The sequence below is a fragment of the Mycolicibacterium frederiksbergense genome (genome assembly GCF_012223425.1).
Classification (GTDB): Bacteria; Actinomycetota; Actinomycetes; order Mycobacteriales; family Mycobacteriaceae; genus Mycobacterium; species Mycobacterium frederiksbergense.
On record NZ_CP038799.1, the window covers coordinates 5,247,953 to 5,267,935 of the forward strand.

The window sequence follows — 19,983 nt, forward strand, 5'->3', positions numbered from 1 at the left end:
CGGTGACGGCGCAGGGGCCACTGCTGGGTGGCGTGCGGGTGCTCGACCTCGCGGGCGCCGAGGCTGCGGCGATCACCCGGCTGCTGGCCGATCTGGGTGCCGATGTGCTCAAGATCGGGCTGCCCGGGGACGACCGCGACCGGCACACCGCGCCATTGGTGGGTGCCACCAGCGTGCCGTTCGCCCTGAACAATGCCAACAAGCGCGCCACGACGCTGGATCCCTCCGACGAGGCGGACCGGCGCCGATTCGACGAACTGGTCGCCGGGGCGGACATTCTTGTCGCCGCCGGCGGTTCCCTGACCGCTGCTTTCGGCGCCTCCTGCGCCGAACTCGCCGACCGCCATCCCGACCTGGTGGCGCTGTCGGTCACCGATTTCGGGGCCGACGGGCCGTACCGGTCCTGGGTGGGCACCGACGCGGTGTTCTACGCGATGTCGACCGCGCTGTCGCGTTCCGGCCCGGCCACCGGGACACCGGTGCTGCCGCCGATCGGTATCGCGTCGGCGACGGCGGCAGCGCAGGCGGCGTGGGCGGTGCTGGCCGCCTACTACCACCGGTTGCGCCACGGCGGCGGTGACTACATCGATTTCTCCCGCTTCGAGGCCGTCGTGCAGGCGCTCGACCCACCCTTCGGCTCGCAGGGGCAGGCGGCATCCGGTCTGAAGCGCTCCGGTGGCTGGCGTGGCCGGCCCCGCAACCAGCAGATCTATCCGACGTTCCCGTGTCGCGACGGGTATGTCCGCATCTGTCTGCTCTCGGCGCGGCAATGGCGTGGAATGCGAGCCTGGCTCGGTGAACCCGAGGAATTCAGCGGGCCCGAATTCGACTCGATCGCGGCGCGATTCGCCGCGTCCGTCCGGCTGAATGCGGCGATAGCGGCGTTGTTCGCACCCGGGACCATGGCCGATCTGGTGGCACAGGGGCAGTCGCGGGGCGTGCCGATCGCCGCGGTGCAGACGCCGGCCGAGGCACTGGCCTCCGAGCACTTCCGTGCCGTCGGTGCCCTGGCGCCGCTGCCGGTGGCCGGCGGCGCCGTGGCGGTGCCGGTCGGCCCGTTCGTCGTCGACGGTGCGCACCGCGGTATGACCGCCCCGGTAACCGAGGACGCGGTACCCGAGTGGTTGGGCCCGACCAACACCCTCGGGCGGCCGCGCAAGAGCGGGAAACGTCCGTTCGACGGACTGCGGATCCTGGATCTCGGGGTGATCGTCGCCGGCGGCGAGCTCGGCCGGTTGTTCGCCGACCTAGGAGCCCGGGTGGTGAAGGTGGAAAGTGCGGCCTACCCCGACGGGTTGCGTCAGACCGCGCCGGGACAGGCGATGAGTTCATCCTGGGCGTTGACCCACCGCAACGAGCTGAGCTTCGGGGTCGATCTGCGCCGACCGGAAGGCGCGGAGATCTTTGGCAGGCTGGTCGGTCGGACCGACGCGGTGTTCGCCAACTTCAAACCGGGAACGCTTGCGGCACTGGGGTTCTCCTTCGATACCCTGCGTACGTTGAATCCCACTGTGGTGCTGGCCGAGAGCAGCGCCTTCGGCGACACCGGCCCATGGAGCGACCGGATGGGTTACGGCCCCTTGGTCCGTGCCACCACCGGCGTCACGCGGCTGTGGCGGGGTGCGGGATCACCGGCCGATCAGTTCTTCGATGCGACCACGATCTTCCCCGATCACGTGGCGGCCAGGATCACCGCGATCGCCACCCTGGCCGCGCTGATCCGCCGGGAACGCACCGGAAGCGGTGCACACGTGCACATCTCGCAGGCCGAGGTCGCGGTCAACCAACTGGCCGTGGCGTACGTCGCCGAGGCCGCCGCGCAGGCCGGTCTGCCGCTCACCGAGGACGCCGCCGTGCACGCGGTCTGCCCGTGCGCCGGCGAGGACGAATGGTGTGTCATCTCGGTGCGCGACGAGCGCGATCGCGCCACGCTGGCGGCCCTCATCGGCATCGACCTGCCCGCCGACGCCGCGGCGCTGACCGCCATCCTCGGGGCGTACACCGTCAGCCGCGACAAGCACGTCCTCACCGAGGAACTGCAGGGCGCCGGCATCCCGGCCGGGCCGATGAACCGGCCGGGCGATGTGCTCGACGATGTGCAGCTACAGTTCCGGTCGCTCTACGCCGATCTGGAGCATCCGCTCTTCGACGAGCCGATGCCCAGCGAGACCGGGCCCGCACCCTTCCGCACGATTCCGCGCGGCGAACTGCGCCCGGCACCGGTGGCCGGGGAGCACACCCGCGATATCGCCCACCGAGCACTTGGCATGGACAACGACGAGATCGACCGGCTCATCGCCGAGGGTGTCTTGTTCGAAAGCGACGGACTGTTCAAAAGCGACGTCGCGTCCGAGAGCAGCGTGCCTACCGAGAGCACCACCGACCAGAGGAGTGCACCGTGAGCACCGCATCAGTCTTCATCGCCGGACAGTTCCGCACCGCATCCGAGCACGTCGCCGTGATCGAGGCGGCCACCGAGGAACAGCTCGGGCTGGGCGCGGCGGCAACAGAATCCGAGATCGACGACGCCGTGACGGCGGCCCGCACGGCACTGCCGGGATGGGCGGCCACCCCGGCCGGTGCGCGGGCCGGCGTGCTGCGGTTGATGGCCGATGCGCTGCAGAAGCGGGCGGCAGGCACCCTGGAGCTCTGTTCGCGTGAGAACGGGATGCCGATCCGGCTGTCCAAGGGTGCCAACGGCATGTTCCCCGCGGTGCTGCTGCGCTACTACGCCGACCTGCTGGACACGACCGGCCAGGAGGAGGTGCGCCCGGCCGCCATCGGTCACACCATCGTGCGGCGCGAGCCCGTCGGTGTCGTCGCCGCGATCACCCCGTGGAACTACCCGCAGGCGCTGGCCATCATGAAGATCGCGCCGGCACTGGCCGCGGGATGCACCATGGTGCTCAAGGCGGCACCCGAAACCGCTTTGGATGCCTTGGTTTTCGCCGAGGCGGCCGAAGAGGCCGGATTGCCGGCCGGTGTGCTGAACGTCATCGCCGGCGGCGCGCAATCGGGCGCGCATTTGGTGTCGCACCCCGGGGTCGACAAGGTGGCCTTCACCGGGTCGACGGTCGCCGGACGCATCATCGCCGAGACCTGCGGTCGGCTGCTGCGGCCGGTGACGCTGGAACTCGGTGGTAAATCGGCCGCGATCATCCTCGACGATGCGGACCTGGACGCCACCGTCAAGGGGCTGAAGTCGGCCTCGTTCGTCAACAACGGGCAAACCTGTCATCTGAGCTCCCGGATCCTGGCGCCGCGGTCGCGCTACGCCGAAGTGGTCGACGCGGTTGCGGCACTGGCCGACGGGCTGGTCGTGGGCGACCCGCTGCAGAAGTCCACCGATATCGGGCCCCTGGTCAGCCGTCGCCAGCAGGAACGCGTGCTCGAATACATCGGAGTCGGTAGGTCTGAGGCCAAACTTGTTGCCGGCGGCGCGATCCCGGCCGATCAGCCGCGCGGCTGGTTCGTCTCGCCGACGGTGTTCGCCGATGTCGACAACTCGTCGCGCATCGCCCAGGAGGAGATCTTCGGCCCGGTGCTGACGGTGATCCCGTACGGCACCGATCAGGAGGCCATCGACATCGCCAACGACAGTGAGTTCGGCCTGGGCGGCACGGTGTGGTCACCCGATGTGGATCGCGCCACCGATATCGCCCGCGCGGTGCGCACCGGCACCATCGGCGTCAACGAATACCAGTTGGACGTCAACGCCCCGTTCGGTGGCGTCAAGGCCAGCGGGCTGGGCCGCGAACTCGGACCCGAGGGGCTGGCCGCCTATCAGACGCTGAAATCGATCTACCGGGTCGGACCGGCCTGATTCCGCGCGAGCGTGCGGGTCTGTTGCCCGACACGCCGCGCGTCACACCAAGTTTCCGCACGCTCGTGGAGAGGACCCCAATAGTGACGATCGACCCCAGAACCCCGGTGCTCGTCGGGTACGGACAGGTCAACCAGCGCGACGAGAGTTCGACGACCGAACCCGTCGACCTGATGGAGGCTGCCGCCCGCGCCGCCGCCGATCCCCGGGTGCTCGCCGCCGTCGACTCGGTGCGGGTGGTCAATCTGCTGTCCTGGCGCTACCGCGATCCCGGCCTGCTGCTCGCGCAACGTATCGGCGCCCAGAACGCGGCCACCCGGTACACGCCGATCGGCGGCAACGTGCCGCAGTCACTGGTGAACCAGGCCTGCCTGGACATCCAGCAGGGCCGCAACGATGTGGTGCTCATCAGCGGCGGCGAGACGTGGCGCTCGCGGACCCGGCTACGGGCCCGCGGTGAGAAACTGGTCGGCACCAAGCAGGACGAATCGGTGGCGCCGGCGCCCGGCTCCGATGACGAATTCCAGCTGGCCGGGCCCGGTGAGTTGCGCATCCATCTGGACCGACCGGCGTTCGTGTACCCCATGTTCGAGCAGGCGCTCCGGATCGCGGCGGGCGCCAGCCCGCAGGAACACCAGCAGCGCATCGGTGAACTGTGGTCACGATTCAGCGCGGTGGCCGCCGGCAATCCGCACGCCTGGAGCAGGGAGGCGCTCAGTGCCGAGGAGATCGCCCGACCCGGACCGAAGAACCGGATGATCAGCGCCCCGTACACCAAGCTGATGAACTCCAACAACATGGTCGATCAAGGTGCCGCCCTGATCCTGATGTCCGCGGAGAAGGCGACCTATCTGCAGATCCCACAGGAGCGTTGGGTGTTCCCGTACGCGGGCACCGACGCGCACGACACCTATGAGATCAGCCACCGCGCCGAGTTCCACGGATCGCCGGCCATCCGCATCGGCGGGAAGCGGGCACTGGAACTCGCCGGACTGGGCGTCGATGACATCGCCCTCGTGGACGTCTACTCGTGCTTCCCGTCCGCGGTGCAAGTCGCGGCCAACGAACTCGGCCTTGGTCTCGACGACCCACAGCGACCGCTGACCGTGACCGGCGGACTGACCTTCGCCGGCGGGCCATGGAACAACTACGTGACACATTCCATCGCCACCATGGCCGAGCGGTTGACCGCCACACCCGGAGCGGTCGGCCTGATCACGGCCAACGGTGGCTACCTCACCAAGCACAGCTTCGGGGTCTACGGTACCCAGCCACCCAGTGGTGGATTCCGCTGGGAAGATGTGCAATCCGACGTCGATGCCGAACCCGTCAGGGCCGCCGAGGTCGAATGGGAAGGCGTCGGCACGGTCGAAACCTGGACCACACCGTTCGACCGCGAAGGCGTACCGGAGAAGGCGTACCTGGCGGTCCGGACACCGGCGGGCACCCGGACGCTGGCGGTTCTCAACGATCGCTCCGAGGCAGCGACCAGCGTCGCCGAGGACATCGCGGGTGTCAAGGTCACCGTACGGGCCGACGGCACGGCCACACTGGGCTGACTACAGCAGTCCCAGTGCCGCGACGGCGTCGCGTTCCGCGCGCAGCTCGGCGACCGACGCGTCGATCCGGGCGCGGGAGAACGCGTTGATGTCAAGGTTTTCCACGATCTCCCAGCGACCCTCACGCGATCGGCACGGGAACGAACACACCAGGCCCTCCTCGATGCCGTAGACACCGGGGGAGGGCAGTGCCACCGATGTCCAGTCGCCCTCGGGCGTGCCGTGCACCCAGTCGTCGATATGGTCGATGGCGCCGTTGGCCGCCGACGCCGCCGAACTCGCGCCCCGCGCCTCGATGATGGCCGTTCCGCGGCGTGCCACCGTGGGGATGAAATCGTCGGCGAGCCAACGGGTATCGGCGGCGAAGTCGGCACCGGAGCGGCCGCCGACGATCGCGTGGAAAATATCCGGGTACTGCGTCGGCGAGTGGTTACCCCAGATGCTCATCCGGCTGATCTCGGTGACCGGCGCGCCGGTGTGTCGCGCCAGCGCCGCCACCGCGCGGTTGTGATCGAGACGGGTCAGTGCGGTGAATCGCTCGCGCGGAATGTCGGGGGCGTGCGCCGAGGCCACCAGCGCGTTGGTGTTGGCCGGGTTTCCGACGACGAGCACCCGGATGCCGGGCGACGCTCCGGCGTTGAGTGCCTTGCCGGCCGTCGCGAAGATCTGCGCGTTGGCACCGAGCAGATCAGCGCGCTCCATCCCCTTGGTGCGGGGCCTCGAGCCGATCAGCAGGGCGACGTCGACACCGTCGAATGCCCGCACCGGATCGTCGTGGATTTCGGCGCCGGCCAGCAGCGGGAAGGCACCGTCGTCGAGTTCCATCACCACGCCCTCGGCGGCACGGACGGCGTCCGGTAATTCCAGGAGTCGCAGTCGGACCGGGGTGTCGTGGCCGAGCATCGCTCCGGCCGCGATGCGGAAGAGCGCGGCGTAGCCGATCTGCCCTGCGGCGCCGGTGACGACGACAGTGATCGGTGATGGGATCGGGGACATGTACCCGACCCTAGTCAACGATTCCTAGACCAGTTCGGACAGCGGGACTTTGGGGTCGGCCAGTCGATCGGTGTCGATCTTCGCACCGGCGCGGATGATCGCCTTGATGTCATCGAGACCATCCCAGATGTTCACGTTCATCCCGGCCAGTACCCGCTTCTTCTTGTCGAGCCAGAACACGGTGAACTCGCGCTTGTCGACGTCACCCCGGAACACCGCCGCGTCGTACTTCGGTGCGTGGCCGACGTATTCCATGCCGAGGTCGTACTGGTCGGTGAAGAAATACGGGAGCTCGTCATAGCTACCCGGGCTCCCGAGCATGCCGCTCACCGCGACGGCCGGTTGCTTGAGCGCGTTGGCCCAGTGTTCGGTGCGGACGCGCCCACCGAAGAGCGGATGTCGCGCGGCGGCGATGTCACCGACGGCGTACACATCGTCGTCGCTGGTTTTCAGCGACTCGTCGACGGCCACACCGCCGTCGTCCAGCGTGAGCCCGGCTTTCTCGGCGAGCGCGATATTGGGTTCCGCGCCGACGGCGATCAGGACCAAGTCGGCCGACACGGTGGACCCATCTGCGAGTCGCAGTCCACTCGCGGTGCCCTCGGCGGTGGTGGTGACGGCCTCGACCGTCGTGTTCAGCCGCAGATCCACACCGTGGTCGGTGTGCAGGGCCGCGAACACCTGCGCGACCTCGGGTCCGAGGGCCCCCAGCAGGGGCAGTTCTGCGCTTTCCACAACGGTGACCTGTGCGCCACGGGTCCGGGCCACGGCGGCGACCTCCAGCCCGATCCACCCGGCGCCGACGATGGCGAGCCTGCTGCGCTCGGTCAGCGCCGACAGCAGCGCGGAGGCATCGTCGGCGGTGCGCAGTACGTGCACGCCCTCGGCGTCGGCGCCCAGCAGGTCAAGGCGGCGAGCCCGCGAGCCGGTCGCAAGCAGCAGCTTGTCGTAGTGCTCATGGCGGCCGTCATCGAAACCGACGCTGTGGCCGCCCGTGTCGATGACCTGCACGCCGGTGCCCAGGCGCAGGTCCACATCGTGCTCGGTGTACCACTCGGCGGGGTGCACGGTGAAATCCGCCAGTGACTTCTCGCCGGCGAGGTAGTCCTTGGACAGGGGCGGCCGCTCGTAGGGGAGTTGTTCTTCGTTCCCGAACAAGATGATCTTGCCTTCGAAGCCGTTGTCGCGCAGTCCTTCCGCGGCCTTGGCGCCGGCCAGGCCGGCACCGACGATGACGTATGTGGGCATGGTGTTCTCCTTTGATCAGGGCTATGCGGACAGCCGCTCGCGCAGCTGTTGGTCGAGCGATGCGCGCACCAGGGCGGCAGCCAGCTCAGCGGGCCTGCCCTCGGACAGTTCGAGCAACTGTTCGGGATCGCCGGGAAGTCCAAGTTCGCGGGCCGTCCTCACTGCGCGGTCGTCGAAATAGGGCTGGGCCCATGGCCATACGTTCTGCACTTCACGCAGGAAAATGTCGGCTCCGGTGGGACCGATGCCGTCGAACTGCTGTAAGGCCTGGGCCGCGGCTCGAGGGTCATGCCCGGCTTCCTCGGCCAGGTTGCGGAGGTCACCGGAGTAGCGGTCTCTCACGGCGGTGGCGAGTTCGGTGAGCCGGGTCGCCGAACTCTCGTCGTACCGGGCGTAGCCGGCACGTCCGAACGCTGCGATCATCGTCGGCCGGTCGGCGCGCAGCACATCCGCCGGCGTGCGTAGCCCGGCACCGAACAGTTCCCGGGCGGCGGCGACCGCGACCGAGGCGGCAATGGGCTTGCTGGCCAGCATCGTCAGCGTCAGCAGCTGGAACAGCGGTTTGGGTTTGTCGCGCAGCGTGATGCAGGCCTCGTCGGCGTAGGTGGTGCCCGCCTGCTGGAGCAGGCGGCTGATCGAGGTGGTCGAGCCTGCCATCGGGTAGTCATACCCCGGTGCTCCGGTGCCTAATCGGGCCTACTTGGGCGGCAGGGTCGACGCGTACTCGACGCCGCGGGTCACCCACGGTTGCAACTGCCGTTTGGTGGTCACACCGGCCGCCGCGACCCGGACCCAGCCGCGAGTTTCCCTGCCCGCCATGATCATCGGTTCGACGTGCGCACGGGTGAGCAGGGCGGCGGTGTCCTCGGCCGGCACCCGCACCATCAGGCCGCCGGCCCCGGACACGCAGACGGCCATATGGCCGTGCACGAGGAAGGCCAGCCCGCCGAACATGCGTCTCTCGTCGACGCCGGCGGCCATCGCCACCAGCTCCCTGACCCGCTCGGCCAGATCCTCGTCGTAGGCCATCGGTCTAGTCCAGGTCGACGCGGATGGTCAGGAGGTCACTGCCCATCACCCGGACCATCGAGCTGTTGAGCTGCGGCAGTTGGGCCAGCCGGGCGATCGGGTCGTCGGAGGGCAGCAGGTGCGCGGTGCCCGTGCGCCACCGCCCGCGGATGCGTACCCGGACAGCAGGATTGGCCTTGATGTTCAGCACGTAGTGCGAATGCTCCCCGTGCTCGGACACCATCCAGAACTGGTCGTCGACAACCCGGCCGCCGACGGCGGTGCGCCGCGGCAACCCGGATCTGCGCCCGATCGTCTCCAGCATGGTGACGGGCAGCTTACGGCCGATCGGGTTGACGACGCGGCGCTGTGCCGCGTGCACGACGCGGCGCTTGGCGGTGTTGAAGTCGGTCATCGGGCTCCCCGAGTTGCTGGTCAGCCGAGTCTATTCGGTGACCGGACCTCACACCTGGACAACGACACGCGGCCGGCAGCCGACATCGAAATTGACCGAGTTGGCGATGAAGCAGAGTTCGTGTGCACGCTCGTGGATGCTGGTGAGCGCCTCGGCGTGCTGCGCATCGGTGATGTGCACGGTCGGTCGCAGCACGACTTCGGTGAAATGCCCTCCGCCGTCGGCGGTCTGGGCCATGGTGCCCGACGGGTGGTCGGTGTAGCCGGTCACCGTGACACCGTCCTGCGCGCACAACGCCAGCACCCAGAGCATGTGGCACTGTGACAGCGACGCCACCAAAAGCTCCTCGGGGTTCCAGCGCTCGGCCGCGCCCCGGAAACTGGGATCGGCGCTGCCGGGGATGGTCGGCTTACCGGGTGCGCTGATGTCGTGGGCGCGTTCATACTCCCGGTAGCCGCTGGTGCCGGAGCCGGTGTTGCCGGTCCAGGTGATGTCGAGCTCGTAGTGATGCGTCTTGTCGGCCATCGGGTCACCCTAGCTGCGCGAACAGACACAAATGGCCCACAAATCCGTCGGATTTGGGGCCATTTGTGTCTGCTCGCGAGGGCGAGGGTCAGGCGGCCTGGGTAGCCGGTTCCGCCACCGGCTCCAGCGCCAAGGCGACGATCTCGGCGACATCGGTCATCGGCCTGACCTCCAGCGCCTGCAACACCTCGGCCGGGACCTCGTCGAGATCCGGCTCGTTGCGCTGCGGAATGAAGACCGTCTTCAGCCCCGCCCGTTGCGCGGCCAACAGCTTCTGCTTGACGCCGCCGATCGGCAGCACCCGGCCGTTCAGCGTGACCTCACCGGTCATGCCGACATCACCGCGCACCTGCCGGCCGGTGGCCATCGAAACCAACGCCGTCACCATGGTGACGCCCGCCGACGGGCCGTCCTTGGGCACCGCGCCCGCCGGCACGTGCACATGGATCTGGCGGTCCAGGGCCTTCGGATCCACGCCCAACTGCTCGGCGTGGGCCCGCACGTAGGACAGCGCGATCTGCGCAGACTCCTTCATGACGTCACCCAGCTGTCCGGTCAGCTTCAAGCCCGGTTCGGCATCCACCGCGCCGGCCTCGATGTAGAGCACATCGCCACCCAGGCCGGTGACGGCCAGGCCGGTCGCCACACCGGGCACCGCGGTGCGTTCGTCGGAGTCCGGCGTGAACCGCGGACGGCCCAGGTACTCAACGAGATCCGGCTCATCGACGATGAGGCTGGTCAATCCTCCGGGTGCCAGCTTCGTGGTGACCTTGCGCAATGCCTTGGCCAGCAACCGCTCGAACTGCCGCACCCCCGGTTCGCGGGTGTAGTCCGCGGCGATCTTGCGCAACGCCGCGTCGGTGAGCGTGACCTCGTCGGAGGTCAGCGCGGCCCGTTCGGCTTGCCGGGGCAGCAGGTAGTCCCGCGCGATGGCCACTTTGTCGTCCTCGGTGTAGCCGTCGATCTGGATCAGCTCCATGCGGTCCAGCAGCGCCGACGGGATGTTCTCGATGACGTTGGCCGTCGCCAGGAACACCACATCGCTCAGGTCCAGATCCAGCTCCAGGTAGTGGTCGCGGAACGTATGGTTCTGCGCCGGATCCAGCACCTCGAGCAGGGCCGATGACGGGTCGCCGCGGTAATCCGAGCCGACCTTGTCGATCTCGTCGAGCAGCACGACGGGGTTCATCGACCCGGCCTCGCCGATGGCGCGGACGATACGGCCGGGTAGCGCGCCGACGTAGGTGCGCCGGTGGCCGCGGATCTCCGCCTCGTCACGCACGCCGCCGAGGGCGACCCGAACGAACTTGCGGCCCAACGCCCGTGCCACGGATTCACCCAGGGACGTCTTGCCGACACCGGGAGGACCGGCCAGCACCATGACGGCGCCGGAGCCGCGCCCACCGACGACTGACATGTTGCGCTGCGCGCGACGGGCGCGCACGGCCAGGTACTCGACGATGCGGTCCTTGACGTCGTCGAGGCCGTGGTGATCGGCATCCAGGATCTCGCGGGCCGACTTCAGGTCGGTGGCGTCCTCGGTGGTGACGTTCCAGGGCAGGTCCAGGACGGTGTCCAGCCAGGTGCGGATCCAGCCGCCCTCGGGGCTCTGGTCGCTGGAGCGTTCCAGCTTGCCCACCTCGCGCAGCGCGGCCTCGCGGACCTTCTCGGGCAGGTCGGCGGCCTCGACACGCGAGCGGTAATCGGCCTCTTCTGCAGTGCCGTCCGGACCCAACTCGCCCAATTCCTTGCGGATGGCGGCGAGTTGCTGGCGCAGCAGGAATTCCTTCTGCTGCTTGTCCATCCCGGACCGGACATCCTCGGCGATCTTGTCGTTGACCTCGACCTCGGCCAGGTGTTCACCCGTCCACTCGATGAGCTGACGCAGCCGCTGCGAGACATCCTCGGTCTCCAGCAGTTCACGTTTCTGCACATCGGTCAGGTACGACGCATAGCCGGCGGTATCGGCCATGGCGGACGGATCGGTGATCTTGTTGACCACGTCGACGATCTGCCACGCCTCGCGCCGCTGCAGCATCGCCAGCAGCAGCTTCTTGTACTCGGCGGCCAGCGCGCGAGTCTCCTCGTTGGCCTCGGCATCGGCCACTTCGGTGACCTCCACCCAGAGCGCCGCGCCCGGTCCGGTCGTCCCGGTACCGATGTGGGCACGTCGTTCGCCCTTGACGACGGCAGCGGCACCGCCGCCCGGAATGCGTCCGACCTGCACGATCGAGGCAAGCACACCGTAGGTGGGGTAGCGGTCATCCAGGCGCGGGGCGATCAGCAGCTGTCCGGAGTCGCTGGACTGGGCGGCGTCGACGGCGGCCCGGGCGGCGTCGTCGAGCTCGATGGGCACCACCATTCCTGGCAGCAGGATGGGCTCACGGACGAACACGACCGGGACGGAGATGGGTTCAGACATCAATCCTCCAAAGTTGATTCTGTTGCACTCAACTCAGTGGCGGTGCGGATTGTTCCCGCGGGAGTTCATCGGGTCGTGCTCTCAGGAGCGCGGCAACCGTCAGCGGAGGTCGAGCAGGCGTTGCACGGGGCTGTCGGCGAGGTGGGTGCAGAGGTCGAGAGCGTTGTCGAACACCACCTCGGCGCCGGCCTGCTCGAGCTCGCCGCGTGAGACGCCCCCGCTGAGGACGCCGATGCAGGCCACCCCGGCAGCGACGCCGGCCTTTGCATCCCACACGGCGTCGCCGACGAAAACGGCGCGCTGCGGACTGACCTGCGCGCGCGCCAAAGCGATGTGGACGATATCGGGCTCGGGCTTAGCCGTCTCGACATCCTGCGCCGAGGTCGCGGTGGAGATCAGGTCGTCACGGTCGAGCACTGCGCGTAGCGTGGCGAACTCGTCTTCGGGAGCGGAGGTGGCCAGCACGACCTGTAGTCCCATCGAATCGATGAGTTCCAGGATTTCGCGTGCACCAGGCAACGGAGACAGCAGCGATGCCGTCTCCTGGTAGTACTGCTTGTGGAGATCTTTGAGCCGGTTGCGCGAGTCCTCTTCTGCTGCAGTGGCCAACGTGTCGAGCAGCTTCTCGCCGTCCATACCGATGGACCGGTGAATCTGCCAGCTCTGCACCGGAATTCGCAGGTCGGTGAACGCACGGTGCCAGGCGTGCACGTGCAGATAATTCGAATCGACCAAGGTGCCGTCGACATCGAACAGCACGGCAGGGGGATGTACGTCGTCAGGCACGTCGTCAGGCATGCCCATTCGGCGCACTGTCAAACCCCATCCCACCGATCTACGTGATGGACCAGAACTCGAGCAGGGTGCGGATGGTCGCCACCAGGGGGAGAGGTTGGTCCAGCATCGGGTGGTGCCCCGCCTCGGCGAGTTCGACGAATGGGCCCCGCAATTGCAGCAGGGAACGGATCTGATCGGCCATCGGCGGTGGCACCAGACCGTTCTCGCACCGCAAATATCCTATCCGGCAGGGAATTCGGGCGAAGACGTTCTCCAGGATCTCGTCATCGGCCGGCGTCTCTTCCAGCCGCAGGCCGCCGAAGATCTCGGGGTCGAACTTCCACACCCATCCGCTGTCGGCCTTGCGCACCGACTGCGCGGCGATATGGCGTTCGATGAACGGCAGTGTCACCGCTTGGGTGGGCACCGCTCGGAAGCGTGCCAGGATCTCTGCCTCGGTGCGGTATCCGGGAGTGTCGCGGCGACGGGTGGCCAACCGCGACTCCTCGGGAACGCGGTCGCTCAGCGGTGAATCGATGACCAGGACGCTGTCGATCTGCTTCCCGTACCGGGTGGCTGCCGCCGCGCCGACCCATCCGCCCATGCTGTGTCCCACGACAGCGGGCCGGGCCGACGACCCGGAGGCCTCCGCCGCGGCGAGCACCTCGCGCGCCCACATCGACATGGAGTATTCCGGGCGCGTGCCGCTGTCACCGTGCCCGCTCAGGTCGAGAGCGACGACCCGGTGGGTGACGGTGAACAAGGGAGCGATGTGATCCCACCATCCGGAGTGCGCGCCGCCACCGTGGACGAACAGCAACGGTGGCTTGTCGGTATCGCCCCACAGACGTAGATGGATGCGGCACCCGCGGACGTCGATCGCGGAATGTTCGGGCCTGACAGCCAGGGCGGCGCTGAACCATTCCGGCACGTCGACCACCGGTTCCGGGTCCGACGGCGTTCCGCGGCGGAACTTGAGACTCATCGTGAGGAGTCTGTCTCATCGCCTGACCTGCCCGATATCCGGCCCGCGTGTGTGCGGTGGCCTTGTTGCCTGGGCTGGTGTTGCTGCAAACGGTGCAGGTATGGTCAAACCTCGCTGGGCCCAACGCCAGCTGACGGCCAGAACCTGACTGGCGCACGTGACGAGACGATGACGATGACGAGGTCTGTTGATGCCCCGCAATTCGCGATCTGTGATGCCGAAGGCGTTCCGCGCCTTGAAACCGCAGGTGTTCATACCTTCCTCGGTGGTGATCATTGGTCTCATCGTGTTCGCGGTGGCCTTTGCGTCCATTGCCGAGGGTGCTTTCACCGGACTCAATGAAGCCATCGCCTCCACTGTTGGCTGGTGGTACATCCTGGTCACGACCGGGTTCGTGCTGTTCGCTGTGTACTGCGGAGCGTCGCGCATCGGCACCATCAGGCTCGGCGCCGATGACGAGGAGCCCGAGTTCACCTTCACTGCCTGGCTTGCCATGCTGTTCAGCGCGGGCATGGGTATCGGCCTGGTGTTCTACGGGGTCGCCGAACCACTGACCCACTACATCAATCCGCCCGCGTCGTTGGGAGTGGACGGCGCCACCGCGCCGGCGGCGAACCAAGCACTGTCGCTCACACTGTTCCACTGGGGTCTGCACGCCTGGGCCATCTATGTGGTCGTCGGCCTGGGAATGGCCTATATGACCTACCGACGCGGGCGCCCGCTGTCGGTGCGGTGGCTGCTGGAACCACTCATCGGCAAGGAACGCGTCGAGGGGCCCATCGGCCATACCGTCGACGTGGTGGCCGTGGTCGGCACCCTGTTCGGCGTCGCGACCTCACTCGGCTTCGGCATCACGCAGATCGGGGCCGGGCTGGAGTACCTGGGCTGGATCGAACTCGACGCCACCTGGACGATCGTGCTCATCCTCGTGATCACCACGATGGCCACATTTTCCGTGGTCAGCGGTGTCGCCAAGGGCTTGCAGTGGCTGTCGAACATCAACATGGGCATGGCCGCGGCGCTGGCCCTGTTCGTCATGGCGCTGGGTCCGACGCTCTTCCTGTTGCAGGCATGGGTGCAGAACCTCGGTGGGTATGCCCAGGCGCTGCCACAGCTGTCCCTGCGGACCGGACCGTTCAGCGACGGCAGCTGGCTGGGATCCTGGACGATCTTCTACTGGGGTTGGTGGATCAGCTGGGCGCCGTTCGTCGGGATGTTCATCGCGCGCATCTCCCGCGGTCGCACGATCCGGGAGTTCGTCGCCACCGTCCTGCTGGTACCCACGGTGATCGGTTCGTTGTGGTTCACCATCTTCGGGGACTCGGCGATACTTCGGCAGCGGACCGACGGCGACATGCTGGTCGACGGTGCGGTGGACTCGAACACCTCGCTGTTCCAGCTGTTGGCGACACTTCCGTGGCCCACAATCACCAGCGTGCTGGCCGTGCTGGTGATCATGTTTTTCTTCATCACGTCATCGGACTCCGGCTCGCTGGTCATCGACATCCTCTGTTCGGGCGGTGACCTGGACCCGCCCAAGGCCACCCGGGTCTACTGGGCGGTGCTCGAGGGTGTGGCCGCAGCGGTCCTGTTGCTGGCCGGCGGCGCGGGATCACTCACAGCCCTTCAAACGGCGTCGATCGCCACCGCAGCGCCGTTTTCGATTGTGATGGTGGCCGCGTGCGTGGCGATGTTGCGGGCGTTCCGCTACGACCTCGCCACGACGCCGCGGCTGTTGCACGTCAGTGCACCCGACCTTTTACCGGCGCATCGCCGACATGACGTGTCGGCCACCATGGCCGGGTTGATCTCGGTACGCACGATCACTCCGGCCGACTGGGAGATACACCCGACCACCGGGGAGCTCTCCATCACCGAACCGACGGATCCGTTGGCCGAGGGCGAGTCGTCGACCGATTCGGAGTCCGAACCGGCACAGCAAGTTCCGGACGAGTTGCGGTGAGACACGCGCGATCTTGCTAGCGACCGCGTGGAGGTCGTACTACGACGGCGCGCTCCCGGCGTTGCCGGCCGCGGCCTGCCAGTCCCGGGCCGCGACCAGTTCCGGAATGAGCGTCTCGGTCAGCAGGCGCACATCGTCGACATCGTCCCCGGGATAACGCACCGTGTGGGTGGCGGTGGGCACGTCACCGCCCACGCCGACCACCATGGTGTCGCGCGGCCCGGTCCATTCGGCCATCTGGGCTTCCCATTTCGACCCGGCGAACACGAGCATCCGCAGATCGCTGTTCTTGGTGCGGTACACATCGACATGACTCCAGTCGCCGCTCTCACAGCCGATGGCCGAGCGCCGGGGCCCTTCCCGAAACATCAAGGCGCCCTGCTGCGCAGACGACAAGCGGTGGGCCGGGGCCACCAGATGCGTCTCCGCCTCGCCGAGTAGCAGGTCGGAAACCGGGGGTCGCCAGTCGCTTTCGGTGGACAGCAGCCAGTCGCTCGCGCGAGCCGCCGACTCCACGGCGGTGACCAGGTCGTCGGTGCGGGTTCCGGTGAGGTGACATTCGAGCGCCATCAGCATCGCAAGGGTGTGCTGATAGCTGCGGCAGGCGACCCCACCCACTTCGGGCTCGGCCAACAACTCGACCGTCTCCCGGCAGCGCGTGGTGATGGTGGATCCGGGTGTGTTGGTCAGCGCCACCGTATGTGCCGAACCATCGAGACGTTCCAGCGCATCCAGGGTCTCGATCGATCCACCGGTCGCCGAGGTGGCCACCACGAGGGTGCCAGCACCCCACCGGGGCAGCAGTTCCGTGGACGCGATCTCGGAGACCGCGCAGATCCCGCGGGCCCGCAGCCGCGCGGCCGCGACCCCGCCGGCGTAGGCCGACGATCCCATGCCGAGCAGGACGACGCGATCGACTTCGGCGGGAACGATGTGCGCCCAAGGGTTCCGAGCCGCCAGCGCGTCGGCCAGATTGGTCAGCACATCGGGCTTGCGGGCGAGATCGGCGGCGAATCCGTCGGGTTTCATGAGCTCATTTCGGTGAGAAGGGCGGGAAGCGCCGCATCCGGGACGTACATCCAGCGCGGCAGGTGGCGGCCTGCGTAGACGATCTCGCGGAGCACCTGTTGCAGGCGGAAGGCGCCGAGGGCGTGTTGGATGTGCAGGTTGGCATTCCCGACCTGCGTCAGCCGGTCGATGTAGGCGTCATTCAGTGCCGTCCGCGCAACTCTATCGACCTCGGCGAATGCGTCCGCGCCGAGATCTGAGCGTTTCACGGCGACGATGGCGACGTGCGACAGCGACTGCAGGATGCCGGCGAGGTCGACGGCCGCCGGTACGGGCAGAACACGTTCGGCCGGCGGGAGTACCGGATTGCCGTCGAAGTCGGTGATGACCAGCAGATCGTCGGTGCGCAGCACCTGACCGACGTGCAGGTCGCCGTGTGCGCCGAGGACCGGCACGTCTACCAGCCCGGACAAACCGTCCAGGATGTGCTCGATGTCGTCGGCATGCTCGGCGAGCAGCTTCGCGTTGGCCGGACCGGCCAGCAGGCGCGCCTCGGCCAAGGTGTCGAAAGCGCTGTCGCGCCAGCGTTTCGCGTCTTCGGATGTGGACCGGATCGATGTCTTGCCCAACGCGCCGTGCAGGTCGGCGACCACAGCGCCCAGCGCGCGGGACGTGGCGGCCACCGCGGACAGATCGCCGCTGCGGGCCGCGGCGATGAACAGATCCTTGGCCCAGGTCCAGCCGTCGACCGCGCCGGGCAGGTACCCATTCACCGTCGCGACCAGGGTTTGTTCGCCGGCCTGGGGTGTCCAGGTGACCACCCCCCACGGGGGCGGCGTGGCCGTGAACCCGGCGGCGGTCAGGGCCGCCAGCCTGCCCGGGGCGGGATGCGGCCCGGGCTGCAGGTGGGTCGCCCACTTCACCACGGCCTGCTCGCCGACGATGACCGACTCGTTGGTCTGGTCGACGGTGATCGGACGTTCGCCGCCCGGCAGGTACCGGTCGGTCCACGAGACCACGGAGAACCGGCCGTGCGTCGCGTGCCCGGGCGTCCGCGCAAGCAGCCGTACCAGCGCGTCGGCGGTGCCGTCGCCTGCCGCCGCTCGCCGCCAATCCCCGGGTGTGCCGACGACGGGAACTGCCGACAACGACCCGTCGCGCTCGACGATCGCCAGCGCGTGGCCATCATCGAGCGTGAGGAGATCGACAGCGGACTGCACGAATCAGCCGGTGGTGCTCAGATGGGACACACCGGTGCGCTCGATGACGTCGGCGGCCACGCTGAGGCCGTCACGCTCGCGGACGGCCACACCGATCGCGGACACCCTGTCGCGCAGTTCCTGATCGGCCAGGATCCGGTCCAGGGCGCCGGTCAGTTCGGAATCGGCGAAATGGTAGGTGTCCAACCGAATGCCCAGTTTCAATTCGTCTATGCGCTGGGCATTTTCGTACTGATCCCAGAACAGGGGCAGCACGATCAGCGGTTTCCCGAAATGCAGCGCCTCGGTCGTGGTGTTGTTGCCGCCGTGCGAGATCACCGCGTCCACCAGGGGGATGATTCTGGTCTGCGGCAGCATCTGCGCTCCGACCATGTTGTCGGCCAGCGTGATCTTGTCCGCTTGCGGGCCCTTGCTCACGATGAAGCGGTGCCGGGTGGTGCCGAGGATGTCGACCAGCCGTTGCATCAGCGACACATCTGCTGCACCAAGCGAACCCAGCGACAGATAGATCAGTGCGCTGTCACCGGGGCGATCGGCCATTTCGGCGGGTAGCTCGTAGTCCTCGTCGGTCTCGCGGATACTGGAGTCCACCCGCGTCCACGACGTGTCCAGTGGCCGCCTGTCGACGTAGTCTGCCTCTTCCGGATAAATGTAGATCGTGGCCGCGTTGTCGCGCGGCATGAACTCCAGATCCGGCAGAGGGGCGCCACCCTGTTGGCGGACCCAGGCGTCGAAGTCCTCCCACATCGGCCGCAGGACGCGGTCGAATTCGGTGCGGTAGGCCGCCCAGCCGGACCTGTCATCACTGGGCAGACCCGAAAACGGCGGCGGGACATCGGCTCCGGGAACCTCCAGTGGGCTGCACGAGATGAACCGCACGAACGGCTTGCCCGCGGTGGACAGTGCGGGAAAAAGGACCACGTTGTCTTCGACGATCACGTCGGGTCGGTGCTTGTCGACGATCTCTCGCAACCGTGGCTCGCAGTATTTCGCGCCGTCGATGAGCGCCTGGTAGGTGGGACCGATGAAGGTTTCCAGTTGGTCGAAGGTCGGTTTGGCGAACTCAGGTGCGGTCTCGGCGATGAAGTCGGTCCAGAACTGGCCCGCGTCACCGTCTTCGGCGCCCTCGACGGGCGCGGCAAGGTCGACGAGTTCCTCGATGAATCCGTAGGTGGCGATCTTTCCCGCCCATGATGACTCGGCGGCGAAGACGATGGTGTGGCCGCGGTCGCGGAGCTTGGCGGCAACGCCGATGCATTGATTGGTGGGTCCGTAGGCGGATTCCGGCCAGAACATGATGGTCAATGGCTGGGACATCATTGCGTCCTTTCGCCGTCAGCGCGGCGGGGTAGGGGATGGCCGGTTGCCACCCGCGCGTAATCGAGGATCAGTTCGGTGGACGCGTCGGCATCGAGGCTCGGATGGCGGGCGACCATGCGGTAGCCGTAGGCATCCTCGAGTGCCACGATGTTGCGGGCAATGGTCAGCGAGGGCGAGGTCAAACTGAAGACACCCTGTGCGGCACCGGATTCCAGAATGATCTGGTACATCGCCACCTGTCGGTCGTACAGTGCGGTGAGCAGCACAGCGTACGTCGGGTAGCGTCCGGCCGCCCCGCCCAGCTCACACAGCAGCTTCACCGCCGGATCGTCGGAGTCGACCGGCAGGCCGGACTCGATGGTGAGTACCAGGCGGCGGTCGGGTTCGGCGATGCCCTCGATCCGGCGGAGACGATCATCGTAGAACCGCTCCATCCCCGCCCTGTTGGCCTCCACGAGGAGCGTCTGCACGTCGGGGAAGTGGTAGAGAACAGCACCCGAGGTGAGCCCGGCCTCCGCTGCCACCTGGTTGAGCTGGACGTCCGCGCCGTGTTTCATCACTGCGCGCTGGGCGGCGTGCAGCAGGTTCGCGCGTCGTTCCGTGCGGCTCACCGCCACCTGGGTCCCCTCCCCTCGGGCAATCTCCCACGAAGTATGTCGTGTGTCACGGTGCCAGACAACGGGGCATTCCGGAAGCATTTCTTGAAGAGAAACT

General features: G+C 67.6%; 17 protein-coding genes. 4 read left to right on the plus strand and 13 right to left on the minus strand.

Annotation, left to right across the window (positions count from 1 at the left end; translation table 11 throughout):
* Positions 1-2: 2 nt before the first annotated feature.
* The 3 genes from EXE63_RS28360 to EXE63_RS28370 all read left to right on the plus strand — a co-directional run bounded on the left by EXE63_RS28360 (position 3) and on the right by EXE63_RS28370 (position 5,382).
* Positions 3-2,402, plus strand: a complete 2,400-nt coding sequence (locus EXE63_RS28360; protein WP_168144695.1) for a CaiB/BaiF CoA-transferase family protein — start codon at positions 3-5, stop codon at positions 2,400-2,402.
* Positions 2,399-3,823, plus strand: coding sequence for an aldehyde dehydrogenase (locus EXE63_RS28365; RefSeq protein ID WP_168144696.1), 1,425 nt, complete (start codon positions 2,399-2,401; stop codon positions 3,821-3,823). The genes EXE63_RS28360 and EXE63_RS28365 overlap by 4 nt, the downstream gene beginning before the upstream one ends.
* An 83-nt stretch (positions 3,824-3,906) precedes the next feature.
* A complete protein-coding gene (locus EXE63_RS28370; RefSeq protein WP_168144697.1) occupies positions 3,907-5,382 on the plus strand; it encodes an acetyl-CoA acetyltransferase in 1,476 nt (491 codons plus the stop codon).
* On the opposite strand, the gene EXE63_RS28375 is transcribed toward EXE63_RS28370, so the two are convergent.
* The 9 genes from EXE63_RS28375 to EXE63_RS28415 form a co-directional block, all read right to left on the minus strand.
* Entirely contained in the window at positions 5,383-6,378 is a 996-nt protein-coding gene (locus EXE63_RS28375; RefSeq protein ID WP_168144698.1) for a malate dehydrogenase, read from the minus strand. It lies immediately after the preceding gene.
* A 24-nt stretch (positions 6,379-6,402) separates the two neighbouring features.
* Positions 6,403-7,626 (minus strand): NAD(P)/FAD-dependent oxidoreductase, encoded by a 1,224-nt coding sequence (locus tag EXE63_RS28380; RefSeq protein WP_168144699.1) that lies wholly within the window; start codon positions 7,624-7,626, stop codon positions 6,403-6,405.
* A gap of 21 nt (positions 7,627-7,647) precedes the next feature.
* Positions 7,648-8,283 carry an HhH-GDP family DNA glycosylase gene (locus EXE63_RS28385; RefSeq protein WP_168144700.1) on the minus strand — a complete coding sequence of 212 codons (636 nt, stop codon included), beginning with the start codon at positions 8,281-8,283 and terminating at the stop codon, positions 7,648-7,650.
* A 39-nt stretch (positions 8,284-8,322) separates the two neighbouring features.
* On the minus strand, positions 8,323-8,655 hold the full coding sequence (locus tag EXE63_RS28390; RefSeq protein ID WP_168144701.1) for a TfoX/Sxy family protein: 333 nt from the start codon (positions 8,653-8,655) through the stop codon (positions 8,323-8,325).
* Between the two features lie 4 nt (positions 8,656-8,659).
* On the minus strand, positions 8,660-9,049 hold the full coding sequence (locus EXE63_RS28395) for a nitroreductase family deazaflavin-dependent oxidoreductase (protein ID WP_168144702.1): 390 nt from the start codon (positions 9,047-9,049) through the stop codon (positions 8,660-8,662).
* Between the two features lie 48 nt (positions 9,050-9,097).
* Positions 9,098-9,574, minus strand: coding sequence for an OsmC family protein (locus tag EXE63_RS28400; protein ID WP_168144703.1), 477 nt, complete (start codon positions 9,572-9,574; stop codon positions 9,098-9,100).
* A gap of 88 nt (positions 9,575-9,662) precedes the next feature.
* Positions 9,663-11,996, minus strand: a complete 2,334-nt coding sequence (lon, locus tag EXE63_RS28405) for an endopeptidase La (RefSeq protein ID WP_168144704.1) — start codon at positions 11,994-11,996, stop codon at positions 9,663-9,665.
* Between the two features lie 99 nt (positions 11,997-12,095).
* Positions 12,096-12,800 (minus strand): HAD family hydrolase, encoded by a 705-nt coding sequence (locus tag EXE63_RS28410; RefSeq protein ID WP_234904297.1) that lies wholly within the window; start codon positions 12,798-12,800, stop codon positions 12,096-12,098.
* A gap of 31 nt (positions 12,801-12,831) precedes the next feature.
* Complete coding sequence (locus EXE63_RS28415) at positions 12,832-13,758, minus strand: alpha/beta fold hydrolase (protein ID WP_168144705.1); 927 nt, start codon at positions 13,756-13,758, stop codon at positions 12,832-12,834.
* Positions 13,759-13,948: 190 nt separating this feature from the next.
* Between EXE63_RS28415 and EXE63_RS28420 the strand changes: the two genes are divergently transcribed.
* Positions 13,949-15,721, plus strand: coding sequence for a BCCT family transporter (locus tag EXE63_RS28420; protein ID WP_168144706.1), 1,773 nt, complete (start codon positions 13,949-13,951; stop codon positions 15,719-15,721).
* 39 nt (positions 15,722-15,760) lie between these two features.
* Here the strand turns inward: EXE63_RS28420 and EXE63_RS28425 are convergent, their stop codons facing one another.
* The 4 genes from EXE63_RS28425 to EXE63_RS28440 are packed head-to-tail and all read right to left on the minus strand — an operon-like array spanning position 15,761 to position 19,880.
* Positions 15,761-16,750 (minus strand): SIS domain-containing protein, encoded by a 990-nt coding sequence (locus EXE63_RS28425; RefSeq protein ID WP_168144707.1) that lies wholly within the window; start codon positions 16,748-16,750, stop codon positions 15,761-15,763.
* Complete coding sequence (locus EXE63_RS28430) at positions 16,747-17,949, minus strand: glucosamine kinase (RefSeq protein WP_168144708.1); 1,203 nt, start codon at positions 17,947-17,949, stop codon at positions 16,747-16,749. The genes EXE63_RS28425 and EXE63_RS28430 overlap by 4 nt, the downstream gene beginning before the upstream one ends.
* A 3-nt stretch (positions 17,950-17,952) precedes the next feature.
* Positions 17,953-19,266: a glycosyltransferase gene (locus EXE63_RS28435; RefSeq protein WP_168144709.1), complete on the minus strand. Its 1,314-nt coding sequence runs from the start codon at positions 19,264-19,266 to the stop codon at positions 17,953-17,955.
* Positions 19,266-19,880: a TetR/AcrR family transcriptional regulator gene (locus EXE63_RS28440; protein WP_234904298.1), complete on the minus strand. Its 615-nt coding sequence runs from the start codon at positions 19,878-19,880 to the stop codon at positions 19,266-19,268. Before EXE63_RS28440 ends, EXE63_RS28435 begins: the two co-directional genes overlap by 1 nt.
* Positions 19,881-19,983 lie beyond the last annotated feature (103 nt).

Coding starts and splice junctions, on each gene's coding strand:
- EXE63_RS28375 (WP_168144698.1), bottom strand. CDS start 6,378: ATGTCCCCGATCCCATCACCGATCACTGTCGTCGTCACCGGCGCCGCA.
- EXE63_RS28380 (WP_168144699.1), bottom strand. CDS start 7,626: ATGCCCACATACGTCATCGTCGGTGCCGGCCTGGCCGGCGCCAAGGCC.
- EXE63_RS28385 (WP_168144700.1), bottom strand. CDS start 8,283: ATGGCAGGCTCGACCACCTCGATCAGCCGCCTGCTCCAGCAGGCGGGC.
- EXE63_RS28390 (WP_168144701.1), bottom strand. CDS start 8,655: ATGGCCTACGACGAGGATCTGGCCGAGCGGGTCAGGGAGCTGGTGGCG.
- EXE63_RS28395 (WP_168144702.1), bottom strand. CDS start 9,049: ATGACCGACTTCAACACCGCCAAGCGCCGCGTCGTGCACGCGGCACAG.
- EXE63_RS28400 (WP_168144703.1), bottom strand. CDS start 9,574: ATGGCCGACAAGACGCATCACTACGAGCTCGACATCACCTGGACCGGC.
- lon (WP_168144704.1), bottom strand. CDS start 11,996: ATGTCTGAACCCATCTCCGTCCCGGTCGTGTTCGTCCGTGAGCCCATC.
- EXE63_RS28410 (WP_234904297.1), bottom strand. CDS start 12,800: ATGGGCATGCCTGACGACGTGCCTGACGACGTACATCCCCCTGCCGTG.
- EXE63_RS28415 (WP_168144705.1), bottom strand. CDS start 13,758: ATGAGTCTCAAGTTCCGCCGCGGAACGCCGTCGGACCCGGAACCGGTG.
- EXE63_RS28420 (WP_168144706.1), top strand. CDS start 13,949: ATGCCCCGCAATTCGCGATCTGTGATGCCGAAGGCGTTCCGCGCCTTG.
- EXE63_RS28425 (WP_168144707.1), bottom strand. CDS start 16,750: ATGAAACCCGACGGATTCGCCGCCGATCTCGCCCGCAAGCCCGATGTG.
- EXE63_RS28435 (WP_168144709.1), bottom strand. CDS start 19,266: ATGTCCCAGCCATTGACCATCATGTTCTGGCCGGAATCCGCCTACGGA.